The sequence below is a fragment of the Janthinobacterium sp. GW458P genome (assembly GCF_002127585.1).
Classification (GTDB): domain Bacteria; phylum Pseudomonadota; class Gammaproteobacteria; order Burkholderiales; family Burkholderiaceae_D; genus Janthinobacterium.
Genome location: NZ_NEGZ01000036.1, coordinates 27,348 through 48,209 on the forward strand (window position 1 = coordinate 27,348; position 20,862 = coordinate 48,209).

Annotated in this window: 17 protein-coding genes and 1 pseudogene; 6 read left to right on the forward strand and 12 right to left on the reverse strand. The window is 61.6% G+C overall.

All coding sequences use genetic code 11. The features are described from left to right. Positions 1–274: 274 nt before the first annotated feature. The 7 genes from CBW50_RS18760 to CBW50_RS18790 form a co-directional block, all read right to left on the reverse strand. Complete coding sequence (locus CBW50_RS18760; protein WP_086146958.1) at positions 275–1,888, reverse strand: sensor domain-containing diguanylate cyclase; 1,614 nt, start codon at positions 1,886–1,888, stop codon at positions 275–277. Between the two features lie 170 nt (positions 1,889–2,058). Continuing rightward, positions 2,059–2,505, reverse strand: a complete 447-nt coding sequence (locus CBW50_RS18765; RefSeq protein WP_086146959.1) for an Hsp20/alpha crystallin family protein — start codon at positions 2,503–2,505, stop codon at positions 2,059–2,061. Positions 2,506–2,692: 187 nt separating this feature from the next. After that, positions 2,693–4,771, reverse strand: a complete 2,079-nt coding sequence (locus tag CBW50_RS18770; RefSeq protein ID WP_086146960.1) for a [FeFe] hydrogenase, group A — start codon at positions 4,769–4,771, stop codon at positions 2,693–2,695. A gap of 45 nt (positions 4,772–4,816) precedes the next feature. Then, on the reverse strand, positions 4,817–5,539 hold the full coding sequence (gene phbB, locus CBW50_RS18775) for an acetoacetyl-CoA reductase (protein WP_086146961.1): 723 nt from the start codon (positions 5,537–5,539) through the stop codon (positions 4,817–4,819). Between the two features lie 205 nt (positions 5,540–5,744). Further along, positions 5,745–6,095, reverse strand: coding sequence for a carboxymuconolactone decarboxylase family protein (locus CBW50_RS18780; RefSeq protein WP_216356376.1), 351 nt, complete (start codon positions 6,093–6,095; stop codon positions 5,745–5,747). Between the two features lie 28 nt (positions 6,096–6,123). After that, positions 6,124–6,315 carry a DUF2892 domain-containing protein gene (locus CBW50_RS18785; RefSeq protein ID WP_086146963.1) on the reverse strand — a complete coding sequence of 64 codons (192 nt, stop codon included), beginning with the start codon at positions 6,313–6,315 and terminating at the stop codon, positions 6,124–6,126. 230 nt (positions 6,316–6,545) lie between these two features. Then, positions 6,546–7,871: a sigma-54-dependent Fis family transcriptional regulator gene (locus tag CBW50_RS18790; RefSeq protein WP_086146964.1), complete on the reverse strand. Its 1,326-nt coding sequence runs from the start codon at positions 7,869–7,871 to the stop codon at positions 6,546–6,548. Between the two features lie 181 nt (positions 7,872–8,052). On the opposite strand from CBW50_RS18790, the gene CBW50_RS18795 reads away from it, so the two are divergent. From CBW50_RS18795 to CBW50_RS18805, 3 genes are all read left to right on the forward strand, one after another. Beyond that, positions 8,053–8,781, forward strand: coding sequence for a lipid-binding SYLF domain-containing protein (locus tag CBW50_RS18795; RefSeq protein ID WP_086146965.1), 729 nt, complete (start codon positions 8,053–8,055; stop codon positions 8,779–8,781). A 35-nt stretch (positions 8,782–8,816) separates the two neighbouring features. Further along, positions 8,817–9,818, forward strand: coding sequence for a zinc-dependent alcohol dehydrogenase family protein (locus CBW50_RS18800; protein ID WP_086146966.1), 1,002 nt, complete (start codon positions 8,817–8,819; stop codon positions 9,816–9,818). 294 nt (positions 9,819–10,112) lie between these two features. Further along, positions 10,113–11,408, forward strand: a complete 1,296-nt coding sequence (locus CBW50_RS18805; RefSeq protein WP_086146967.1) for an HD-GYP domain-containing protein — start codon at positions 10,113–10,115, stop codon at positions 11,406–11,408. A 268-nt stretch (positions 11,409–11,676) separates the two neighbouring features. Here the strand turns inward: CBW50_RS18805 and CBW50_RS29000 are convergent, their stop codons facing one another. Together CBW50_RS29000 and CBW50_RS18810 are read right to left on the reverse strand one after the other, a co-directional pair. Then, entirely contained in the window at positions 11,677–12,228 is a 552-nt protein-coding gene (locus CBW50_RS29000) for a hypothetical protein (RefSeq protein WP_139842568.1), read from the reverse strand. A 64-nt stretch (positions 12,229–12,292) separates the two neighbouring features. Next, on the reverse strand, positions 12,293–14,890 hold the full coding sequence (locus CBW50_RS18810; protein ID WP_319017160.1) for a cation-translocating P-type ATPase: 2,598 nt from the start codon (positions 14,888–14,890) through the stop codon (positions 12,293–12,295). On the opposite strand from CBW50_RS18810, the gene CBW50_RS30340 reads away from it, so the two are divergent. The 3 genes from CBW50_RS30340 to CBW50_RS29005 are packed head-to-tail and all read left to right on the forward strand — an operon-like array spanning position 14,838 to position 15,901. Beyond that, a complete protein-coding gene (locus CBW50_RS30340; RefSeq protein WP_367301830.1) occupies positions 14,838–15,278 on the forward strand; it encodes an integrase core domain-containing protein in 441 nt (146 codons plus the stop codon). The two genes, CBW50_RS18810 and CBW50_RS30340, sit on opposite strands and share 53 nt — an antisense overlap. A 4-nt stretch (positions 15,279–15,282) precedes the next feature. Then, positions 15,283–15,486 carry a hypothetical protein gene (locus CBW50_RS29450; RefSeq protein WP_172404813.1) on the forward strand — a complete coding sequence of 68 codons (204 nt, stop codon included), beginning with the start codon at positions 15,283–15,285 and terminating at the stop codon, positions 15,484–15,486. Positions 15,487–15,502: 16 nt separating this feature from the next. After that, positions 15,503–15,901 carry a hypothetical protein gene (locus CBW50_RS29005; protein WP_139842569.1) on the forward strand — a complete coding sequence of 133 codons (399 nt, stop codon included), beginning with the start codon at positions 15,503–15,505 and terminating at the stop codon, positions 15,899–15,901. Between the two features lie 231 nt (positions 15,902–16,132). Here the strand turns inward: CBW50_RS29005 and CBW50_RS18820 are convergent. The 3 genes and pseudogenes from CBW50_RS18820 to CBW50_RS18830 all read right to left on the reverse strand — a co-directional run bounded on the left by CBW50_RS18820 (position 16,133) and on the right by CBW50_RS18830 (position 20,819). Next, positions 16,133–17,294 (reverse strand): annotated as a pseudogene (locus CBW50_RS18820) (IS3 family transposase). 389 nt (positions 17,295–17,683) lie between these two features. Continuing rightward, entirely contained in the window at positions 17,684–20,125 is a 2,442-nt protein-coding gene (locus tag CBW50_RS18825; RefSeq protein WP_086146970.1) for an ABC transporter permease, read from the reverse strand. A 13-nt stretch (positions 20,126–20,138) separates the two neighbouring features. Then, positions 20,139–20,819, reverse strand: coding sequence for an ABC transporter ATP-binding protein (locus CBW50_RS18830; protein ID WP_086146979.1), 681 nt, complete (start codon positions 20,817–20,819; stop codon positions 20,139–20,141). Positions 20,820–20,862: the final 43 nt, after the last annotated feature.

The following is a 20,862-nucleotide window of genomic DNA, read 5'->3' on the forward strand; positions in this document are numbered from 1 at the left end:
CTGTCGTCGTGCGTTTGCCCGGTGTGCATGGCAGTACCTGAATAGCCCCACGCGCTTGCCGCCGAGGGCGAAATGTGCTGCCTGCTGATACTGACTGTATCGCTTCAAGCATGGCCGGTCACGCGCCAGTAATGATCTACATCAATGCGGTGGATAAACATTGACCCTCCAGGCAACACAGTTATCAAAAAATACTCGGCATGGAGGATGCATGCTCCGCACTGACGGACGAGCCGGCGCCGACACCCCGTGCGCATCGGCCTGGCGGCCATCGTCAGCCCTGCGAAGCTGCCATGCCGGCCTGCCCCAGGTACTCCTGGCACCAGTTTTCATTGATTTCCACGGCATCTATGCGGGAGAACTTCTTTTCGCGAGAATCGCAGGTGCAGACGTTGTTGCGGCCCGATGCCTTGGCCTTGTACAGGGCATGGTCGGCGGCATTGAGCAGGGTGGTGGCTAGCATTTCCATTTTAATCAGGGGAAACACCGCCACGCCGATACTGACCGTTACCTTGCACAGGGGACTGCCAGTATGGGCAATGCCCGCGTTCTCGATGCCGCGACGGAGGCTTTCCGCAAGCGATACGGCGCCGTCGATATCCGCCCCCGGCAAGAGCAGCACCATTTCCTCGCCGCCATAGCGTGCGGCCATATCGCCCGCCCTGCGCATGCCCGTGGCGACCACGCTGGCGATTTTCTTCAGGCATTCATCGCCAGCCACATGGCCATAAATGTCGTTATACTGTTTGAAAAAATCCACATCGACCATCATCAGGCCCAGGGAATTTCCTGCCCGCTGGGCGCGGCTGAACTCGACAGTCAATGCCTCGTCGAAACTCCGTCGGTTTGCCAGGCCCGTCAAGCCATCGTGCAGGGCGAGGTTGGTCAGGCGCTGGTTCGATACTTTCAATTCATCGCTCGACGCCTTGAACCGCTCCTCGATGATGAGGCGCGAGTTCAGCTGGCTGAGCAAGCGGCGGCCAAAAAATCCGATGAGCAAGATCAAGGCGCTCAACGCCGCAAGGTGCAGGTAGGCATCGTTGCGCCAGCCACGCAGGACTTCATCCTGCGACAAGACCGTCAAGACCAGCAGCGGATATGCGCTGATCTTGCGATAGCTGATGATCATTGCTCTACCGCCCAAGCCCCGACTGTACAGCCTGAATGGCATTTCCGCCGCTTCCGCTCCCCCGCCAGCATAGGGAATTTTCAAGACGAGCCTGGCATCATCATGTGTCATCAGAATCGTACCTTGCTCGCCTATGGAAAAGTCTTCATAGAATTTCCTGAAATAGTCGAGGCGGATAGTGGCGAGCACAACGCCGCCGAAACTCCCGTCGGGAAGATTAATTCTGCGCGACACCGCCATGATCCACTCGCTATGCGCCAACCGCCCCGCGCCCGTCCCCAGATAAGGCTGCAGGTCATTATGCAAACGATGATAATGAAGATATGCATTGTCCGGGTTGTCGAGATTGACTGGCATCGTCGTCCCGGAATTGAGCAATGGCCTGCCATCATCGGCAAAGACAATGATGGCCTGCAATTGAGGAAGTTCTGCGACACGGCTCCTCAACAGCGCTTGCATGCGGGATGGGTCGAAGCCTGACGCTCCCGGCAAGGCGCCGCGCTCGACCAGTCCCAGCAACAGCGTATCGACCTCCTTGAGCGTATCGTAGGCATGCTGTGCGACAGCCTGGCTGACATTCGCAGCCGCGTCGCGCGCATCGTGCAGGCGCACTTCACGCGCGCGCCATAGCGTCGACAGCTGGATCGTCAGGATGGCCAGGCATGCCAGCACGACACATCCTGTCGCCAGCGTGGCCAGGGAAAAATGCCGGAAAAAAATCCCGCGCGGGTAGTGAGCAAACCGCCCTGTAGCAGACATAGACGCGCCTTTTCCCTCAGTATGCTGATGCGGCGACACGGTGGCGATACGCGGTGCAGGCCAGGCCTGGCGTCATCCGCAGCGCCCGGTGGCCAGCGGCAGCCACGCAGGCCACAGGCATGCGCGCTCGCATCCACGCCGGACAGCCCTGCGCCAGCCGCGCAACGGCGCTAGCTGATGGGGATATGCTTGCTTGCCTTGCCGCTCTTTTTCGGCAAACTGAGCGTCAGCACGCCTTCGGCATAACTGGCGACCACCTTGGCATCGTCGATATCATGCGCCAGCGTAAAACTGCGGCGCTGTTCGCCAAACGTACGCTCCGTACGCAGTAACTTGCCGGTTTTCACTTCGCTCTCGCGTTTCAGTTCGGCCGTGATCGAAACCACACCGCCCTCGACGTCCACCTTGATGTCCTCCTTTTTCACGCCGGGAATCTCCGCCTTCACGGTATACGCCACATCCGTTTCCGCCACATCGATCTTGATGCGCGGCTCCATATTCCAGTCGCGCAGGGCGGGCCGCAGCTGAAAATCGCGAAACCAGTCCTCGATGCCATTCAAGGATTCGAAGCGCGCGATGTCGGAAAATGGATCGAATCGAGTCAGATGGTTAGCCATGGTAATGTTCCCTCCCTGATTGCCGGCACCCGGATAGATGCTTGAACTGATGATATTGATTTGCTACAGGAAAATGAATGATGCACATCAAACGGCACGTGGATCCCTGGACCGGCAGGCGCGGCGCAGCCAGGCATGTCACGACACGGGGCCGCTACCCTGGCGCGTGCCCTGCTGCCAACACAGCCTATGCCTGGTGCAAGATGCGCACCAGCCGGGTGATGACCATCGGGGACTGGCTGCGGTCCACCTCCACGCTGAAGCTGCACAGCTCGCCCGTCGGGGTGATGACGGCAAGGTCGTGCATATCGGCGGCCGACAGCATCCGGTGCCGCGCGAACGCCGGACCATACTTGCGTGCAGGCAACTGTGTATCGATCAGCGCCTGGATCGCGCTGGCGCCGTGCATGTCGCCGAATAGCGACGCCGTCGACCACGACGCATCGGGATGCAGCAGGGCCGCAGCCTGCGCGCCATCGCGCCGGTCCACGCAATCGAGAAATTGCATCAGCAGCAGGCGCGTGGAATTGCGCGCGGCATAGCTCGTGTGCAGCAGCGCGCGTGCCTGGGCGGCACGCGGTTGCTGCAGTTCAGCGGCATACCAGGTTTGCACGGCCCGGTTTTCATGCGCGCCGCGCCGCGCCGCATGCTTGTCGAGTTCGTAGATCGCCCGCATGCGCTTGTCCAGCACCAGGGGATCCAGCGATTTGGGTTCGCCACCGCCGCCCAGGCAGCCCCCCACGCAGGCCATGACTTCGATGGCGACGAATTGCTCGCGCCAGTCCGGCGTCTGCAGCAGCTGCTGCGCCGCAGCGATGCCATTGCAGATGGCGACCGTGCCCAAGCCGGCGATCTGCGCGGTCTTGATCCCCGGCCCGATACCGCGCAGGGGCTGCCATTCCAGCGCCGGCGCGTCCGGCCTGCCGAGGAAATGAACGGCGCTGCGCAACATGGCCTCCATCACGCCCCCCGACGCGGCGAAGATCTGCGCCGCGCCCGTGCTTTCCCCCAGGGGATCATCGAATGCGCCATCATCGGCCAGCGCAGGGAAGGCGATGCCGCGCGACTTGATCATGCGGGCCAGCTCCCGCGTCGTCAGGACATGGTCGACGTCGCCGGACAGGCCGGGCCTGGCCGCCTCGTCCTTCTTGGCCGTGCAGGGCATGACGCTGACCACGCAGGGCTCCGCCCTGCCCTCGGCAAAGGCGGGGCCAAGCCCGCGCGCAAAGGCGCTGCGCTTCGTCAGCGCGCCATGCATTTGCTGCGGCGACCGGGTCGTGCTCAGGTGCGGCAGCAGGTCGGGCCGGTTGATTTCCACCCAGTTCACCCATCCCGGACAGCAGGACGTCAGCAGGGGCAATGGCGGCGTGCTTGCTTCCCGCCCATTGATGCGGTCCAGCAACTCGCTCGCCTCTTCCATGACCGTCAGGTCGGCACCGAAATTGGTGTCGAACACATAGTCGAAACCAAGTTGCCGCAAGGCATTGATCATTTTTCCCGTACTGACCGTGCCGGCCTCCATGCCGAACTCTTCGCTGATCGCCACGCGCGTGGCCGGCGCCACTTGCACCACGCAGACGCGCTCGTGCGCATCCAGTACCTGCAGCACCGCGTGCCAGTGCGGCGTCTCGACAAGCGCGCCAACGGGACAGACCAGCGTACATTGACCGCAGGAAATACATTGGGTATTCGCGAGCGTATGGTCGAACACCGTGACAGGCAAGCGCCCCGAGCCGCGTTCGGCGAAGCCGATCACGTATTGCTGCTGCCCCGACGCGCCGCACGCTTCCACGCACAGCCCGCATTCGATGCACTTGGACAAGTCGCGCCAGATACTCGGCGAGGTATGGTCGATCAGGCGGTGCTCCGGATGCGCCACCGAGCCGCGCGGCGACTTTTCCCAGCGCGCCAGCCATTGGTTTTCGCTGACCAGGCTTTGCAAGCGGCAAGACCCATTGACTTCGCAGCGCGGGCAGTCGTCCGGATGGCGCGCCAGCAGCCATTGCGCATCCATTGCACGAAAGGCCAGCAGATCGCTCGATCCCGTCTCGACAACGTCGCCCGCCCTTGCCGGCGTGATGCAGGCCGGCAGCGGGCGCGGCTGGCCGGCCACATGCACGAGGCACATGCGGCACACGGCATGGGTGGGCAGCCGCGGATAATAGCAAAGCGTGGGAACATGCACGCCGGCCTCCCTGGCGGCATCGAGGCAGGTCGCGCCTTCCTGGACCACGACGGACCGGCCGTTGACCGTCAGCGTGATCATGCAAGCCACTCCCGGCGCAACGCGGGGACGCCGCGGCGCCTGCCGCTAGCCCATGTACTGGCCGCCATTGACATCAAAGGTTGCCCCCGTGATGAAGCCGCTGGCGTCGTCGGCCAGGAACGCCACCAGGCGCGCGATGTCCGCAGGCGTGCCGAGCCGGCCAACGGGGATGCCGGAAATGATTTCTTGCAAGACATCGGCGGCAACCTCGGCGACCATGTCGGTATCACAATAGCCGGGGGCCACCGCGTTCACCGTGATCTGCTTGCGCGCCCCCTCCAGCGCCAGCGCCCTGCTAAAGCCGAGAATGCCGGCCTTGGCGGCGGCGTAGTTGGCCTGCCCAAGCTGGCCCTTCTCGCCATTGACGGAGCTGATATTGACGATGCGGCCGAACTCGCGCGCCCGCATGCCTTGCATGACATGGCGGCACATATTGAACATCGAGCCAAGATTGGTATTGATGACCTGCCACCACTGATCCGGCCCCATGCGGTGCAATAGCGCATCGCTGGTGATGCCGGCATTGTTGACCAGGATGTCGATGGGGCCCAGCTGCTGTTCCACAGCGGCAATGCCGTCGCGGCAGGCGTCGAAATCGCTGACATCCCAGCGGAATACGGGAATCGCTGTTTCCTCGGAAAATGCGCTGGCAGCATCCGCATTGCAGTGGTACACGGCGGCGACACGGTGGCCGCCCGCCTGCAATGCGAGGGAGATGGCTTTGCCCAGGCCTCGGGTGCCACCAGTGACGAGTGCGGTTCGTTGCATGAAGTTACTCCCATGGCGGCAATCCGGCCAATGCTGCGGCAGCGACGGTCGACACGCCCATTGCGGCAAGCGGGACGGCCAGTCACCAATGTACGCGACAGCAAGCAGTCAGGTCACTGGCTCTCCATGACATAGATCAAATCCTGTGAGACTAAATTGACACATTGCGGCAGCACGGCACAGGCGGTGCGCGCCAGCATCCGGTTCACGCAGCAGCGGAGAATTCCTCGAATGCCGCCAGCGCATAGGCGCAGTACATGGCCGACGGCCCGCCGCCCATGTAGATGGCCATGCCCAGGGTCTCTTCGAATTCCGCCCGGGTGGCACCGAGCTTGACCAGGGCCTGGACATGAAAGCCTATGCAGGCATCGCAATGGGCCGCGATGCCCAGGGCCAGCGCAATGAACTCCTTGGTTTTCTTGTCCAGCGCACCGTCACGCGTTGCCGCGCGCGCCAGATCGCCGAAGCCTTTCATGACATCGGGCATATCCGTGCGCAGGGCCGCCAGTTGTTGCGATACCGACTGCGTCAATGCGCGGTAGCCGCCAGATTGCATGCTCATGTTTGCGCCGCCCTTCCCTGTTTCATTTTTTCACCGCACAGGTGCGGATGCCAAACGGCAAATATGCGGGACAGAAGCGGAAAATGCCCGTCGCCAGGGGAATGACGCCCAGCCAGCCCCAGGCGCCGATGGCACCGGCCAGGGCGGCGGCAATCAGGCCCAGCCCCAGCAGTATCCGGATGGCACGATCGATATTGCCGACGTTCGCGTTCATGGTCTTGCTCCTCAATGGTGAATCGTTGCGATGACAACAGGGAGACGCGCGTCCAGGCTCCCGGCACGCGTCATGCTTTATCCACGCATATTTCATGCCAGCGTTACATCAGATGAAGAGTGGCTATAAAACAGGGACTTGGGGGCGCTGCGGCAGGCGCCAACGCGCTGCCAGTCAGCCGGCGGCACTGCCACGCCGGCAGCCTGGCAGTGCCGCCGGCCAAGCGACTGCTAGGCGATGCCCAGCGATTTCAGGCGGCGGTACAAGGTGCGCTCGCTGATGCCCAGTTGCGCCGCCAGCGCCTTGCGCGTGCCGCCGAAGGTGGCATGCAGCTCGGCCAACGGGGCGCCGGTACCGCGCGCGGGCATGCATGGCGCGGCACCCTGCTCCACCGGCGCCGCCAGCACTTGCTCGACGCGGATCACGCCGTCATCGGCGAACAGGCTGGCCCTTTCCAGCACGTTGCGCAGTTCGCGGATGTTGCCCGGCCACGGGCGCCGCTGCAGCTGCGCCATGGCTTCGGCGCCTATCGTCAGCGTGCGCTGGCCCGCGCCCGCGCGGCGCAGGAATGACTGCACCAGCAATGCGATGTCGTCGGGCCGCTCGCGCAGCGGCGGCAAGACGATGGGGAAAGCACTGATGCGGTAATACAGATCCTGCCTGAACTCGCCCCGCGCCATCATGTTTTCCAGCGGCTTGTGGGTCGCGGCGACGAGGCGGAAATTGGCGTGCCGGGTCTCGACGCTGCCTACGCGCCGGTAGGTGCCCGACTCGATCAGGCGCAGCAGCTTGACTTGCATGGACAGGGGCACGTCGCCTATTTCGTCGAGAAACAAGGTACCGCCTTGCGCCGTATCGACCAATCCCGGCTTGCGCGAGGTCGCGCCCGTGAAGGCGCCCTTTTCATGTCCGAACAATTCGCTTTCAAACAGCGTTTCGGTCAGCCCGGAGCAATCGACCACGACGAACGGTCCCGCGGCCCGCGCGCTGTTTTCGTGCACGGCACGCGCAAACAGTTCCTTGCCCGTGCCTGACTCGCCCAGCAGCAGCACGGGCAGCATCGAGGGCGCTACCCGCTGCAATGCCGCCAGCACCCGGTTAAATGGGGCGGAACGCCCAACGAGTCCTTCCCCGCTCGGCCTGGCCGAAGCGCTGCGCACCACGTCCAGCCGCTCGACATAGGCGGTAATGCTGCCGCCGGCATCGAAGATCGGGCGCAGTTCGACGGCGACATGTTCGGGGCCGCGCGGCGTATGGTGAATGTGCAGCACGCGGTCAGGCCCGCGCAGTTCCTGCGCTTTCTTCATGGGGCAATGTTCACCGGCCTGGTCGCACGGGGCATCGTAGTGATGCGAAATGCGGTAGCACTTGTGGCCGGTCACCGGCTGGCCGATGGTGCCAAATTGGCGCCGGTAGGCGGCATTCGCGGCCAGGATGGTGTAGTTGGCGTCGAGCACGATCATCGGCTGGACGTCGTGCTCGAGAAACGAGATCAATGACTGCACCATGGGCTCGGTGGCGTCTGGCTTGATGCTGGTGACCGGTGGCGTCGGCATGCTGGCTCCTCTTTGTGCAGCCATACTGTCGCAGCACTGCCAATGCGTCAAGTGGCACTGCCGCTGCCTGGCACGAGCGGGAACAGTGATGTAGATCATGGTCAATGGCGGGCAAGCGGCGCTAGCATGAGGCACGGTCGCATCGCGAGCATAAACCAGTACCCTTACGGAAGGAATAGCCATGTCTATCGAAAATCGCTGTCGCCAGGCCGCCGCTGCCTGCTGCTTCATGCTGCTGGCGTCGGGGCCAGCCATGGCGCAAAGCGACAGCCTCCAGAGCAGCGCACCCGATCTTGCCGCCAAGTCGATGGAAAGCGCCAACAAGCGCGTGGAAGCCGCCATTCCAGTGGTGCACGCACTGCAGGCCGATGCGCGCATGCAGCCGTTGCTGCAACAAGCCAAAGGCATGTTGATCATTCCCTCGTACGGCCGCGCGGCGCTGGGGATAGGCGCTCAAGGGGGCGGCGGGCTGTTGCTTGTCAGGCGTCCCGATGGCAGCTGGAGCGGACCAGCCTTCTACAACCTGGGCGGCTTGACGCTGGGTTTGCAGGCCGGCGCCGAAGGCGGCCCTGTCGTGATGGTCTTGAACAATGACAAGGCCGTCAACGCGGTCATGAAGAAAAACAACTTTTCCCTCAACGCCGCAGCGGGGTTGACCGTGGTCAACTGGCGGAAAATGGCGCAAGGCACGGTGGGCATAGGCGACGTCGTGGCCTGGAGCGCAACAAAAGGCCTGTTCGGCGATGTCGTGGCCGTGGGACTGAGCGACATCCGCTTCAACCAGCATTTGACGGATGCCTTTTACGGACGCACCTTGTCGCCCAAGGATTTTGCAACAGGAGACATCGACGATGCCCGCGCCGCGCCCTTGCAGCAAGCGCTGAGCGACGCTTCGGCAATGCCGAAATAGTTCCGCAATGCCTGACATTGACGGAGGGAGCTGCCATGCGGGCAATGGTTCTGGAACACGGCGGGCTTGGCGCGCGACTGCATGCACTGGAACGTCCTGTGCCGGTACCAACGGCACAGGACGTGCTCCTGCGGGTGCTGGCCTGCGGCGTATGCCGCACCGATCTGCACCAGCTCGATGGCGAACTGCCGGCGCACCGCATGCCGGTCGTGCCTGGACATGAAATTGTCGGCACGGTGGTTGCCATCGGCGCCCAGGTAAGCAATCTGCAGATCGGTTGCCGCGTGGGCGTGCCCTGGCTGGCCGGCAGTTGCGGCGCCTGCGCGTATTGTTGTTCTGGCCGGGAAAATCTGTGCGATGCCGCGCGCTTTACCGGCTACGACCGCGATGGCGGCTATGCCGAGTACACATTGGCCGACGCCCGCTACTGCCTGCCGCTGCCCGCTGGCCATGACGACGCGCACGCAGCCCCGCTGCTGTGTGCAGGACTCATCGGCTACCGCGCCTATGCCATGACGGGCGCGGCGCGCAGGCTCGGCATCTACGGCTTCGGTGCTGCCGGACATATCGTGGCGCAACTGGCGGTAGCCCAAGGGCGCGAGGTCTACGCATTCACGCGTGACGGCGACTTGCGCACGCAACATTTCGCCCGCTCGCTGGGGGCCACATGGGCGGGGGCGTCGACGGGGCCGGCCCCGGTAGCGCTGGACGCGGCCATTCTGTTCGCGCCGGATGGCGCTTTGGTGCCCCTGGCACTGGCCGCCTGCGCCAAAGGGGCCACGGTGGTCTGCGCCGGCATCCACATGAGCGACTTGCCCGCCATGCCCTATTGCCTGCTGTGGGGAGAACGCAGCGTGCGCTCGGTAGCCAACCTGACCCGCGCCGACGGCGTGGCCTTCATGGCGCTCGCGGAGCGTTTCAATCTCAAGACGGCGCCATCGGTCTATCCGCTGCTGCAAGCGAACGAGGCGCTGGCGGACTTGCGCGCCGGGCGCTTTGACGGCGCCGCCGTGCTGCTGCCCAAGCGCATGCCCTGAAGGAATGTGCAACAAGGTAGGCCGCAAAGCCCGCTGCGATGGCGCCCTCAGGGTCAGGTTTGGGCGGGCCCGGGCGCTGCCGGCTACAAATTCCTGATGCGTTTCTGAAGCGTGCAGGTGTTCCCCTACATTGAATGCCTTGAAATTACTACACGAAGCGGAGAGTTTATCCCGTGCCTAACGAGCGCATCCGGGCTCATACTGTGTCCTAATGGAAACAAATACAGGAGCCACGCATCTCCGCGGCGCGCAGGTGTCCGGATTGTGAATTTTCTTCTGCACGGAGGTTCCTTGATGAACAAAAACGTTCCCGACGTCCGCCTCGCCTTCCCGCCAGACGAAAATCCGCACTATATTCGCGCCGTCACGCAAGTGGGCGATGTGCAGGAAGTGATCGCCCATGTGGACATCTTCGAAAGCAATGGCATGAAGCTGCTTGCCAAGGGTGCGCGCATTGACGGCCGTCAATTCAAGCGCCTGACCCAGCACCGCCTCACTGCACCGCTGGACAGCATGCTCACGGCAGAATTCCCCGTCAATGCGCCCAGCCTTGCGGTGGAGCTGGACAAGATTATCCAGCATGAAACTGTTTATCGGCGCATCTTGGCGCGCACGGGCGACCCGCATGCCATTAAACAAGCCATCGCCTGCGCGCAGCTGGCGCCAGAGGTCATGTTACGTTTGACGGTCATGCGCAAATGCCGTCCCGAGCTGTTCATGCATTCGATACATACCGCACTGATCGCCTTCGCCTTGGCGCAGAGCCTCGGTCTGCCAGAGGGGCAACGGGACTCGATACTGCTGGGAGCACTTTGCCATGATTTCGGCGAGATGCATACCGACCCCGAAATACTTGCTGCGGAGCACGACATCACACCCGAAGAACGCCGCTACATTCATGTTCATCCCATCACCGGCCATGTCCTCGTTCAAGGCTTGCCCGGTTTTTCTAGCGATGCGACGCAAGCCATTCTGCAGCATCATGAACGACTCGACGGCAGCGGCTATCCGCATGCCCTGCAGGGCAACAGCATTGCGGTGCATGCAAGAGTACTGGCTGTCGCCGATGTTGCGGAGGCTGCAATCCGGCGCTTTGATCTCCTGCGTGTCGAGATGCTGTTCAGGCTAGGTCAGAAGCGCTTTGACGCCCACATCGTCAATGCCTTGCGCGACCTGCTGCACATCACCACGAACGACGCACAGGATATGCGCCTGGCCCGCAACGCGACTGCCCAGGTGCAGCATATGGCTGCAGTACTGGAAACGTGGACTACCTTGCGCGCCATCCTCAAGCAGGAAGCTGCCCCGGCAAAGGCCGATAGCACTGCATGGACATTCCTGTTCGAACGCATGGCCACCATGCGCTCGTTGATCCTGCAGGCAGGTTTCGATCCGGAAAGCATGGCAAGCATGCTGGTCCTTGCCCAGGATGACCCCGACATGTTACGGGAATTGCGCCGCATGCTCGACGAGCTGGAGTGGCTGGCATCCGACCTGGCCCATGAAATCGACCGGCGCTCGCCGCAACTGAGTCCCCTGGCGCAAGCTGCGCTAACTGCATTGCTGGCGCAGTTACACCAGATGAAGTAGCGGCACATGCCCGGGAGATCGCACAAGATCTGCCTGCCAAGTGAGCAATGCAGTGAAGATTACCCTGTCATGTCAATCCGCATCATTTAAATGCGCACCGAGGTGGCGCATGACAAATGCACGGAAAGATAGCGTGATGACCCGGTTTGCGCCCGGACCGATCGATTGCACGAATGGGGCCAGTTCAACATATCGTCCCTGCCCAACGCATGGGTCACGGCCTTCATGGCCACGCCATCGGCCCGTTCTTCCGTACGTTAAAATACCGTCAACTGCTTCGCGACATAGTCGGCATGCTGGCCCGCCAGGCGCGGAAATGCCGCCATGCCCTCCCCTTTGGCGCCGTGGCAGGCAGCACGGGCCGGCACGCCAGCAGCGCCGATGCCGTCGGCATAAATGGCCTGCCATGGGTTGCCAGCGAAGGATAGTTGTTCAATGTGAGGCCGAGGATCAGGTCGCGATTCACGTCGATCAGGCGATCCGCATAGCGCAGCTCGAAATTATCGGAGGCCCATTTGCCGTGCCAGCCTACCGTGTCGGGCTTCTGATTGTCGTGGTTGTATAGGTTGCCTGGGCAAACACGCCAATATTGCCAGTCACTTTTCCTGCCAGGAACACGCTTCCCGTCTGGAACAAGACTGCGGCGTCCTCGGCGAATGGCGTATCCGCTGTAGGAGACGAGCTTTTGGTCAAGCTCACGAGCCCCATCGCCGACTGCGGGATGGCCCGCGCGCCTATCGTATTGCCGCTCAACTTGAACAGACGGCCGTAGCTGCTCAGTTCCGGGAACTGGCCACCCGTGCTGTTTGTCCTGCGTCATGGCGCCTGGCTCGAAGAAATTCTGATTATCGACGGCAAGATGGTCTGATCCGCATTGCCGTGTATCAATGCGCGGCCAAGCCGCGCGGCCGTCGCCATTTCGACAAGCCCCACTTGACGCACTCGAACCAGATGATGGCGAGCACGGCGACGAATGTGCACTGCATCAGCAATGGCAGGTCCGGGAGCGCGAAGGCAAACAGCGCGCGGATGGCCGCCACGCCCAGTACCAGCAACAGCAACAGCGAGGCTGATATGCTGATCCAGGCGAACGCCCGGTTCGACGTCACCCCCCTCTTCCATGACGGCTGGGCCCATTGGCGGTTGACATAGATCAATCCCAGGTTCGACAGCACGAGGCTGAGGAAGGTCGTCGCGCGCGCCACCTCATCGGCGTTTCCCATCCACCGCACGCACACATGGAAGCCGACCAGCATGGCCAACAGCCCAGCCCCCTGCAGCAAGCCGCGCAGCAGTATTTCACGGTCGAACAAATGCATGCCCGGCCTCCTGGGCTTGCTTACCATGGCATCGGCTTCGATCGGCTCGGCCTCGAATACGATCGAGCACGCCGGATCGATCACCATTTGCAAAAACAGTATGTGCACAGGCATCAGGAGCAAGGGCCAGCCCAGCAGCACCGGCAGGATGGACAGGCCAACGATGGGTACATGCACCGCGACGATGAAGACGATGGCCTTGCGCAGATTGGCAAACAGGCGGCGGCCATGTTGCACCGCAAGCAGCAGGGACGAAAAGTCATCCTTGAGCAATACCAGCGCTGCCGCTTCGCGCGCGACGTCGGTGCCACGGGCGCCCATGGCCACGCCGATATTGGCCGCCTTCAATGCGGGCGCGTCGTTGACGCCGTCGCCGGTCATGGCGACGATATCGCCACGGCTGCGGAAAGCTTGCACCAGGCGTAACTTCTGCTCTGGTGCGATGCGGCAGAAGACGTCGGTCTCCGCCAGACGCGCCTGTAGCGCCGTGTCGTCCAGCGCGGCCAGGTCCATGCCGGACATCAAACCGCTGGCCATGCCGGCGATACCGGCCTGCCGCGCGATCGCCATTGCCGTGGCGGGATGGTCGCCCGTGATCATCACCACGCGTATCCCCGCCGCGTGACAATGCGCCACCGCATCAGGCACTTCCGGGCGTACCGGGTCGTGCAAGCCAAGCAGGCCCAGGAATTCAAAATCAAAGACATGCTGGTTGTCAGGCAGGGGCGGCGCGGCAAAAGTGGCGCTGGCGACGCCGATCACGCGCAAGCCATCGTTCGCCATGGCCAGCACCTGCGCCGCGATGGCGGCGGCGCGTGCCGGCGCCAAATGGCACAAGTCGATGATCGCCTCGGGCGCACCCTTCGCCGCCACCAGGAACTCGGAATGGTCAGGCGATCGCCATACCCGCGACATGGCCAGCATGTGCCGCGACAGCGGATAATCGTCGATCAGCCGCCAGTCTGCATGCAGGTGCTCCGTATTTGCCAGCAAGCGGGCGCCGGTCTGGCCGATGGCCCACTCCATCGGGTCAAACGCCCGACGATGGCTTGCCAGGACGGCATACTCGAGCAATCCATGCAGCTCCTCCTGCAAGGCCCCGGCGTGACTGCTTTGACAAGCATAGGCGGACTGCTCCGACCACAACTGGGCCACGTCCATGCGGTTCGCCGTCAGCGTACCCGTCTTGTCCACGCACAGCACCGTCGTCGCCCCCAGCAATTCGATCGCGGGTATGCTACGCGCCAGAATGCTTTCCCGCCCCAGGCGCCAGGCGCCCAAGCCCAGGAACAGCGTCAGTATCACCGGCAATTCTTCAGGCAGGATCGCCATGGCCAGCGTGAGACCGGCCAGCAGGCCTTGCAGGGCGTCACCGCGCAGCCACCAGTAAACCAATGCCAGGCCTGCGGCGAGACACAAGCCGCCGATGGCGACATTCCTGACCACGCGGCGCGTTTCCGATTGAATCGGGGTCAGCTCGCTCCCCATGCTGACAAGCGAAGCGCCGATCCGACCGAGCGCACTATGGGGTCCGGTAGCGACTACCAGGCCGCTTGCCGTGCCTTGCGTGATCAAGGTGCCGGAATAGACCAGGCAGGCCGGACTGCCGTCAGTCTCGGCGGAACTATGCTTGACTACCGGCACGGACTCGCCCGTGAGCATGGACTCATCGGCCGTCAAATTCGATGTACTGAGCAGTTCGATATCGGCGGGCACGCGGTCGCCCTCGGCAAGTAGCACCAGGTCTCCGGGCACCAGGTCCCTGCCGGCGATGCGCCCCTGTTTCCCGTCGCGTATCACCAGGGCGCGCGGACAGGAGAGGTCGCTTAGCGCATGCAGCGAGCGCTCCGTACGCCTGCGCTGAAAAAAAGTGATGCCCATGACGATGCAAACAAAGCCCAGCAGCATCAGCGCTTCATTGCGGTCGCCAAGCAGCAGATAGATGACGCCGCAGGCGACCAGCAGCAGGAACATCGGTTCGGCGACGACATCGAGCAGCAAGCGCCCCGCACTCAAGGGACGCGAGGCGGGCAAGGCATTGGGCCCATTTTCCAGCAACCGCTGTGCGGCCTGTGCGGCTGTCAGCCCGTCACTGCTCTGCGGCTCCGTCATGGCATCGAACCTTTCCCTGCATGGCAGATCGTTGTGGTTAGTCGTGGCCAAGCTGCGTGTGGTCGCAGTCTTAAGCGTAGCACAATTGCAACACAAAGAGCCACGAGTTCATGCTCTGCTGCATTATGGCCGCCAGGCGAGATCAAAGGGTCTCTCGGGCGCTGCTCTCCTGCCATGTGACTTTGCCGGCTTCCTTCGAGCGTGCCACGGCGTCACTCAAAATTTCCAGTACGGCATTACCGGGAGCTTCGTCAACACGTTTAAACGGGACTATGCCAGCTTGAAGGACCGCAACAGCGCAGAAATCTTTCTGGCTCAGCTGCCAGACGCTATGATGCACTTCAACGAGGTCCATCCACATTCGGCCCTGAAACGGAAATTGCCTCGCCTGTTTAGGAGGGAGCTAGCGCGCCGGGCTCAGGAAAGCGGCGCGAGCTAAACGGTTGGCGGTGTCTGTTTATGCAGGGGCAAAATCAGTATGGATTACCGATTATTTTTTGTATGAAAAATACGGTTGGGGCAAGGACTGGAGCCGGCACGACATGGGCATGCAAAGCGAGTGGAAGGAAAAGCCCAGCACGACCTTTCCTGGCAAACTCAACGAAGCGACCCGGCTCAATCCATTGTTCGCCCTGAAAAGCGCATGACACAGGGATTGATGGCGTGTGGAAAGTGCAAAGGGGCGACCCGCACAATGGCGGCAAGCCGTATGCAATCGTGGAATCGAAGGCGTCGAAGGTGGGAACGGCACCGAAGAATGCCTCCTGCAAGCCCGGCGTGAAAAATAAGCTGATGGATAACGCGCGGCGGATCAAGGACGCGGCGCTGCCGAAATCTGAAGATTTGCTCGAACCGGATACCAGCGAAGGTGAGCCAAATGGACCGCCAGTTCCGACTGGGGGGACGCCCTGGCAGACCGGGAGGTGCCGGAGTAAAACCAAAGGAAAACACGCCAGCAACAAAAGCGCCGGCAGCATCGAACACAGGAACATCGAGCGAAATTATTGTACAGATGAGTCGCGCTTGGATTGTGAAGAACATCAAGAGCGCCGTTGGACATGAATTATGCAAGCTCAATTCGTTGAAGCTGCCGCAGGCCTTCGAGGCCATGGAGGACTTTTTGGACAAACCAGAGGGATTTCGACGTACTAGCGCAAGACGGAGGCGGGATTGCCTGGAATGAGGATGCAACTGACCACGGGCGTGGAAGTCATCTCGAAACGAGATTGGTTCGATTTCTTCGGATTCCGCCTGATGATAGTGAGATTCCCTTGCCGACTCATAGTGTAGCGGTCAACCCATCCCGGACACTACGTTAAGTTTTTCTTCGGCGACGGCCGGTACCAGTCCCTGGTTGAACAGATGTGGCCGTATCCAGTTATACCGGTGCATCAGCTAGTGGCTGATGTCCCGTTGTGCTTCTTGTGCCGTCACGTAACCGGTTGACGGCAGCCATTCCGTTTTGACGCTGCGGAACAGCCGTTCCATCGGGGAGTTATCCCAACAATTCCCCCGCCGGCTCATGCTCTGTCGTATCCGATAGCGCCACAAGCGCTGATGGAATTTCCGACTGGCGTACTGGCTACCCTGATCCGAATGAAACAGCAGCCCCTGCGGTCGACCTCGCTGCTCGTAAGCCATTTCCGGCGCTTGCACAACAAGGTCCGCGTCGGGTCGTAGCGAGAATGCCCAGCCCACCGCTCGGCGAGCGAACAAATCCAACACCACTGCCAAGTAATACCATCGGCCTTGCGCCAAGACATAGGTGATGTCCCCGCACCAGACCTGATTTGGCGCCTCTACTGTGAATGCACGATTGAGGTTTCGGAATATCGACCCGCTCCACCGTAGCCTGCTTGTAGGCATGGCTGCCAGGCTGTTCGCAGACCAGCCCCAGCTCTTCCATCAAACGACTGACTTTGAAGCGGCCAATTGCCGTGCCTTCCTCGCGCATCATGCCCATGATGCTGCGGCTTCCCGCCGAACTGCGACTCTCGACAAACAGCTCGTGCACGCGGCTACGCAATGCCATGCGCTCCACATCAATGTGCCGGGCGCGCTCCCGATACGCATACAGGCATAACCGCGCTACGTCGAACACCGCGCAGATCAACTCGATGGATTCGTCACTACAAATCTGATCGATTTCCTCGTACGTTCTATCCCTTCCGACATCAAGAGCGCGGTAGCCTTTTTTTAAAATGGATTTCTCCCGCTCGAGACGCGCAATGCGTGCTTCGGGTCCCTGTATTCGCTGCTGGTCCGGCGTCATTGCCTTGCCCTGAGGCGTGATACCTTGTCGCTCCAACTGAAGCTGCTGCACCCAGCGGCGCAGCACTGATTCGCCGATGCCGACCGACCGGCTGGCCTCCACGTGGCTGTATCCCTGATCCAGTACCAAGCATGCTGCCTGCTGCTTGAACTCAGGGGAAAATGTACGTCTTTGCTTGCTCATCAAACACCTCTCCATGGCGAGCATTCTCGCCTAAATCAGTGTCCGGGTACATCAAACCACTACACTTGTACCTCACTGATCCCACGACGACATCTAGTCTAGCTAGTCGGTCCCCTTCCCTTCAGAGACTTCTGCCCCGCACGTGCACGAGCTGGTTGAGCTTCGGCGGTTTTCTGTGTGAACTCCCCATGGCTACACGCTTTGCGACGTTAATCTCGGGTTTCGCGGCGCGCGGCGCAATCGATTCGAGTTCTCTTTCGCATCATTTCCGCTCTGCAACGATGCATTTAAATTAAGTGTTGCGTTGAGCGATTGAATCAGCAACCCAAAGCAGCCTTTCAAAGGCTGCGTTTTGCTTACGTCAAGTGTGTATAACGAACATTGATGCGTTACATTCGAAGGGCATTGGCGGGACGGACCTTCATCGCGATCCACGCTTGTCGACTGGCTGCCGCCAATGCAACGACGCTGGTCACGACGAACGCGAGCAGTAAGGTCAAGTATCCGACAGGTGCCGTTTCGACCCAAGTAGACAGATAACGTGCGATGGCCACTGCTGCTACCGGCAATCCAATTGATGCGGCTACCAACAGCATAGTTCCGACGCCGCGCAAGACCAGCAGTCCGATAGCAACGTCACCTGCACCATGCAGCTTGCGCAAGACGATTTCGCGAGCGCGGCGCTGCACCGTATCGGCCGACAGAACGTAGCTTCCAAATGCTGCAAGGGTTAGGGCGAGACCTGTTGCCAATGCGAGTAGGCTGGCCATGCGCGCATCGTCAGCATAATTGGCGGCGAGGACGCTCGACGCTGGCTGGATAGACGCAATGGCCGAGGGAAAATAACTTGGCCATAGGGACCTGATGACATTCACCACCTTTGCCGGGTCGCCATCCGTGCGCACGCTCAAGGCACTACCGCCTGTGCTCAATTGGAACGCCATCGGCGCCGGTGCTTCGCGCAATGACTGGAACCGCAGTGGTGGCGCGATCCCGATGACACGACCTGGGACCGGCTTGTTATCAAAACTTGTCGTGATGACGATTTGACCAAGTGCTGCGCGTGCGTCGGCAAAGCCGAGCTGGCGTGCTGCAAGTGCATTGAGGACCAGCGGCACGGGGTCGTCGTCACGGTCCAGGATTTGATCGAATAAGCGCCCGGCTTCCGGCTTGATGGCGTAAAGCATAAAAAAATTGCGGCTAACTTGCTTGATTTCCATCGTGGCACTGGTGCCATCCGGACGTTTCAGGTCGCGGCGCCACATGTCGTTATGACGGCCGATCGCGTCATCCGACACAGCCACGTCTTGTACCCCGTGCGCAGCCGCCAAAGCCGTCATCAGGCCGCGCGCTGGCGCGCTGTATTTGACCTGTTCAGGCATATCGACGATGAGTATGGAGGCCGGGTCGAATCCAGGCGACGCACGCATGGCGTAACTTGTCTGCCAGGCGATGGCTAAGGTCACACTGGCAAATCCAATCGCTGCGGTGAGCTGCGCCACGGTCATGCCGCGCCGCAGTCGCGCAGTCGCACGCGATTCAGTTGCCGTGCGCCCGGCCAATGATTTTGCCGAAGGGACAGACCAGGCGATCCACGCCGGCCAGGCCGCCGTCAACAGCCCGAGCCCGACGACAAGAGTACCGACCCAACCCAGGTCGCCAACCGTGAACGCGTCGTTGAGTTGGCGATCGACCAGGGTCGAAAACAGCGGCAGTGCCAGCCATGCCAGGAGTAACCCGACAGAAGCCGCTAAGAACGTGATCAGCCATGCCTCCGCCAGCAATTCCAGCGCAATGCTCCACCCTGAGGCGCCGAGCACTTTACGCATGGCCAGTTCACGCTGGCGCCGCACTACCCGCACGGTCGCCAGGTTCACGAAATTGATCGAAGCCAGAACAAGGATGAGCACGGCGACGGCGGCAAGGCCGGCAACGACCACTGGATCGCCCCGCTGGCCGGCGCCGGCGATGAAATTACCCTTGATGCCCGTATCGAAATACGCTGCGTCTAGCCGCGCTAGCGCGATGTCCATGACTGGCCGCCGGCCCAGGCGCGCCTTGACATCGGGGGCCTGCTGATGCAATGCTGGTGCGCCATCGACCGCGTCCTGCAACTGCCGGACAAGCATCGGCACGGACGCGCCGGTTTTCACACGCACCAGGAGCTTGCCTGGCCAACCTTTGAGGCCGGTTCGCATTTCATCGCGGACATCGGCCGCAAGCGTTGAATCGGTGCCGAGTAGTGCTTCAAATGGCATGGTGGTATTCGCAGCCGGCGTACGCAGCACCGCGCCAACGCGTAACAATTTACCTTCCGCAAACAGACTGCGGCCCAGGGCTTGCTTGGTGCCAAACAAACGCATTGCGGTCAATTCGGTGACCGCGATCTGATCCGGCGCTCCCAATGCGGTGGCAAGATCGCCCCGCACTGCCCTCAGGCCCAACATCTCGACAAAACCAGGCAAGACAGTCAGGCTTTTCAGGGCATGCAGCTTGCCGTCGACGTTCACCGTCAAGCCTGCTGTCTCGGGGCGTGATGGCAGGTAGCCGGTGGCCGCAGCCACACCGGGCGCTGCCGCTGCAACAGAGCGCAGCAGCAGCGGCGCCTGGTCGTACCAGGGACCCGTGGGATCGACGTTGTCGCGTTGTTTCACGACGTAGACATGTTCCACATCGGGCACTTCGGCATTATATTGCCAGCAGTAACGCACTAAGCCGAGAATCAGTATGGCTGAAGCGATGCCGATAGCCAGGGTGACTATGGCAATGGCAGCGTAGGCGGGTTCCCGCCGCAGTGCGCGTGCGCTGTGGCGCATCGTGGTCAATAACATGTTCGCTCTCCGGTCAGGCAGGCTGCAGGGCGTCGATCAGGATACGGCCGTCCAGCAGCCGTACCGTACGAGAAGCTTGCGCGGCGTGCGTCGGCGAGTGCGTCACCATGACGATGGTCGTGCCATCTGCATTGATCTGACGCAGAATGCGCATCACCTCGTCGCCGTGTGCCGTATCAAGATTACCCGTCGGCTCATCAGCAAGCAGCAGCGCTGGATTGGCCACGAGCGCGCGCGCGATGGCTACACGCTGTTGCTGTCCGCCGGAAAGTTGCGACGGACGGTGACCGGCGCGGTGCGCCACGCCTAGTTGATCAAGCATCGCGGCGACGCGAACCTTTCGTTGCGTCGCAGGCACATCCAGGTAATCAAGTGCCAATGCCACATTTTCGGCAACCGTCAATTCTTCGATCAGATTGAAATTCTGAAAAATAAAGCCGATACGTCCGCGCCGTATTCGGTTGAGCTGTGCCTCGCTCCAGCCCGCCACATTGCGACCGTCGAACCAGCATTCGCCACCATCGGGCGTGTCCAGCAGTCCCAGCATAGCCAGCAGTGTAGACTTGCCACAGCCGGACGGCCCGGTGATCGCCACATATTCACCCGCGGCGATGGTGAGGTCAATCCGGTCAAGCGCCGTTGTCTGCACCTCGCCGCCACGATATGTTTTCGTCATGTTGACGAGCCTGAACATGCTTTCCTGTTGTGTGCGATTCAATTGCATGATTTTGTCATTT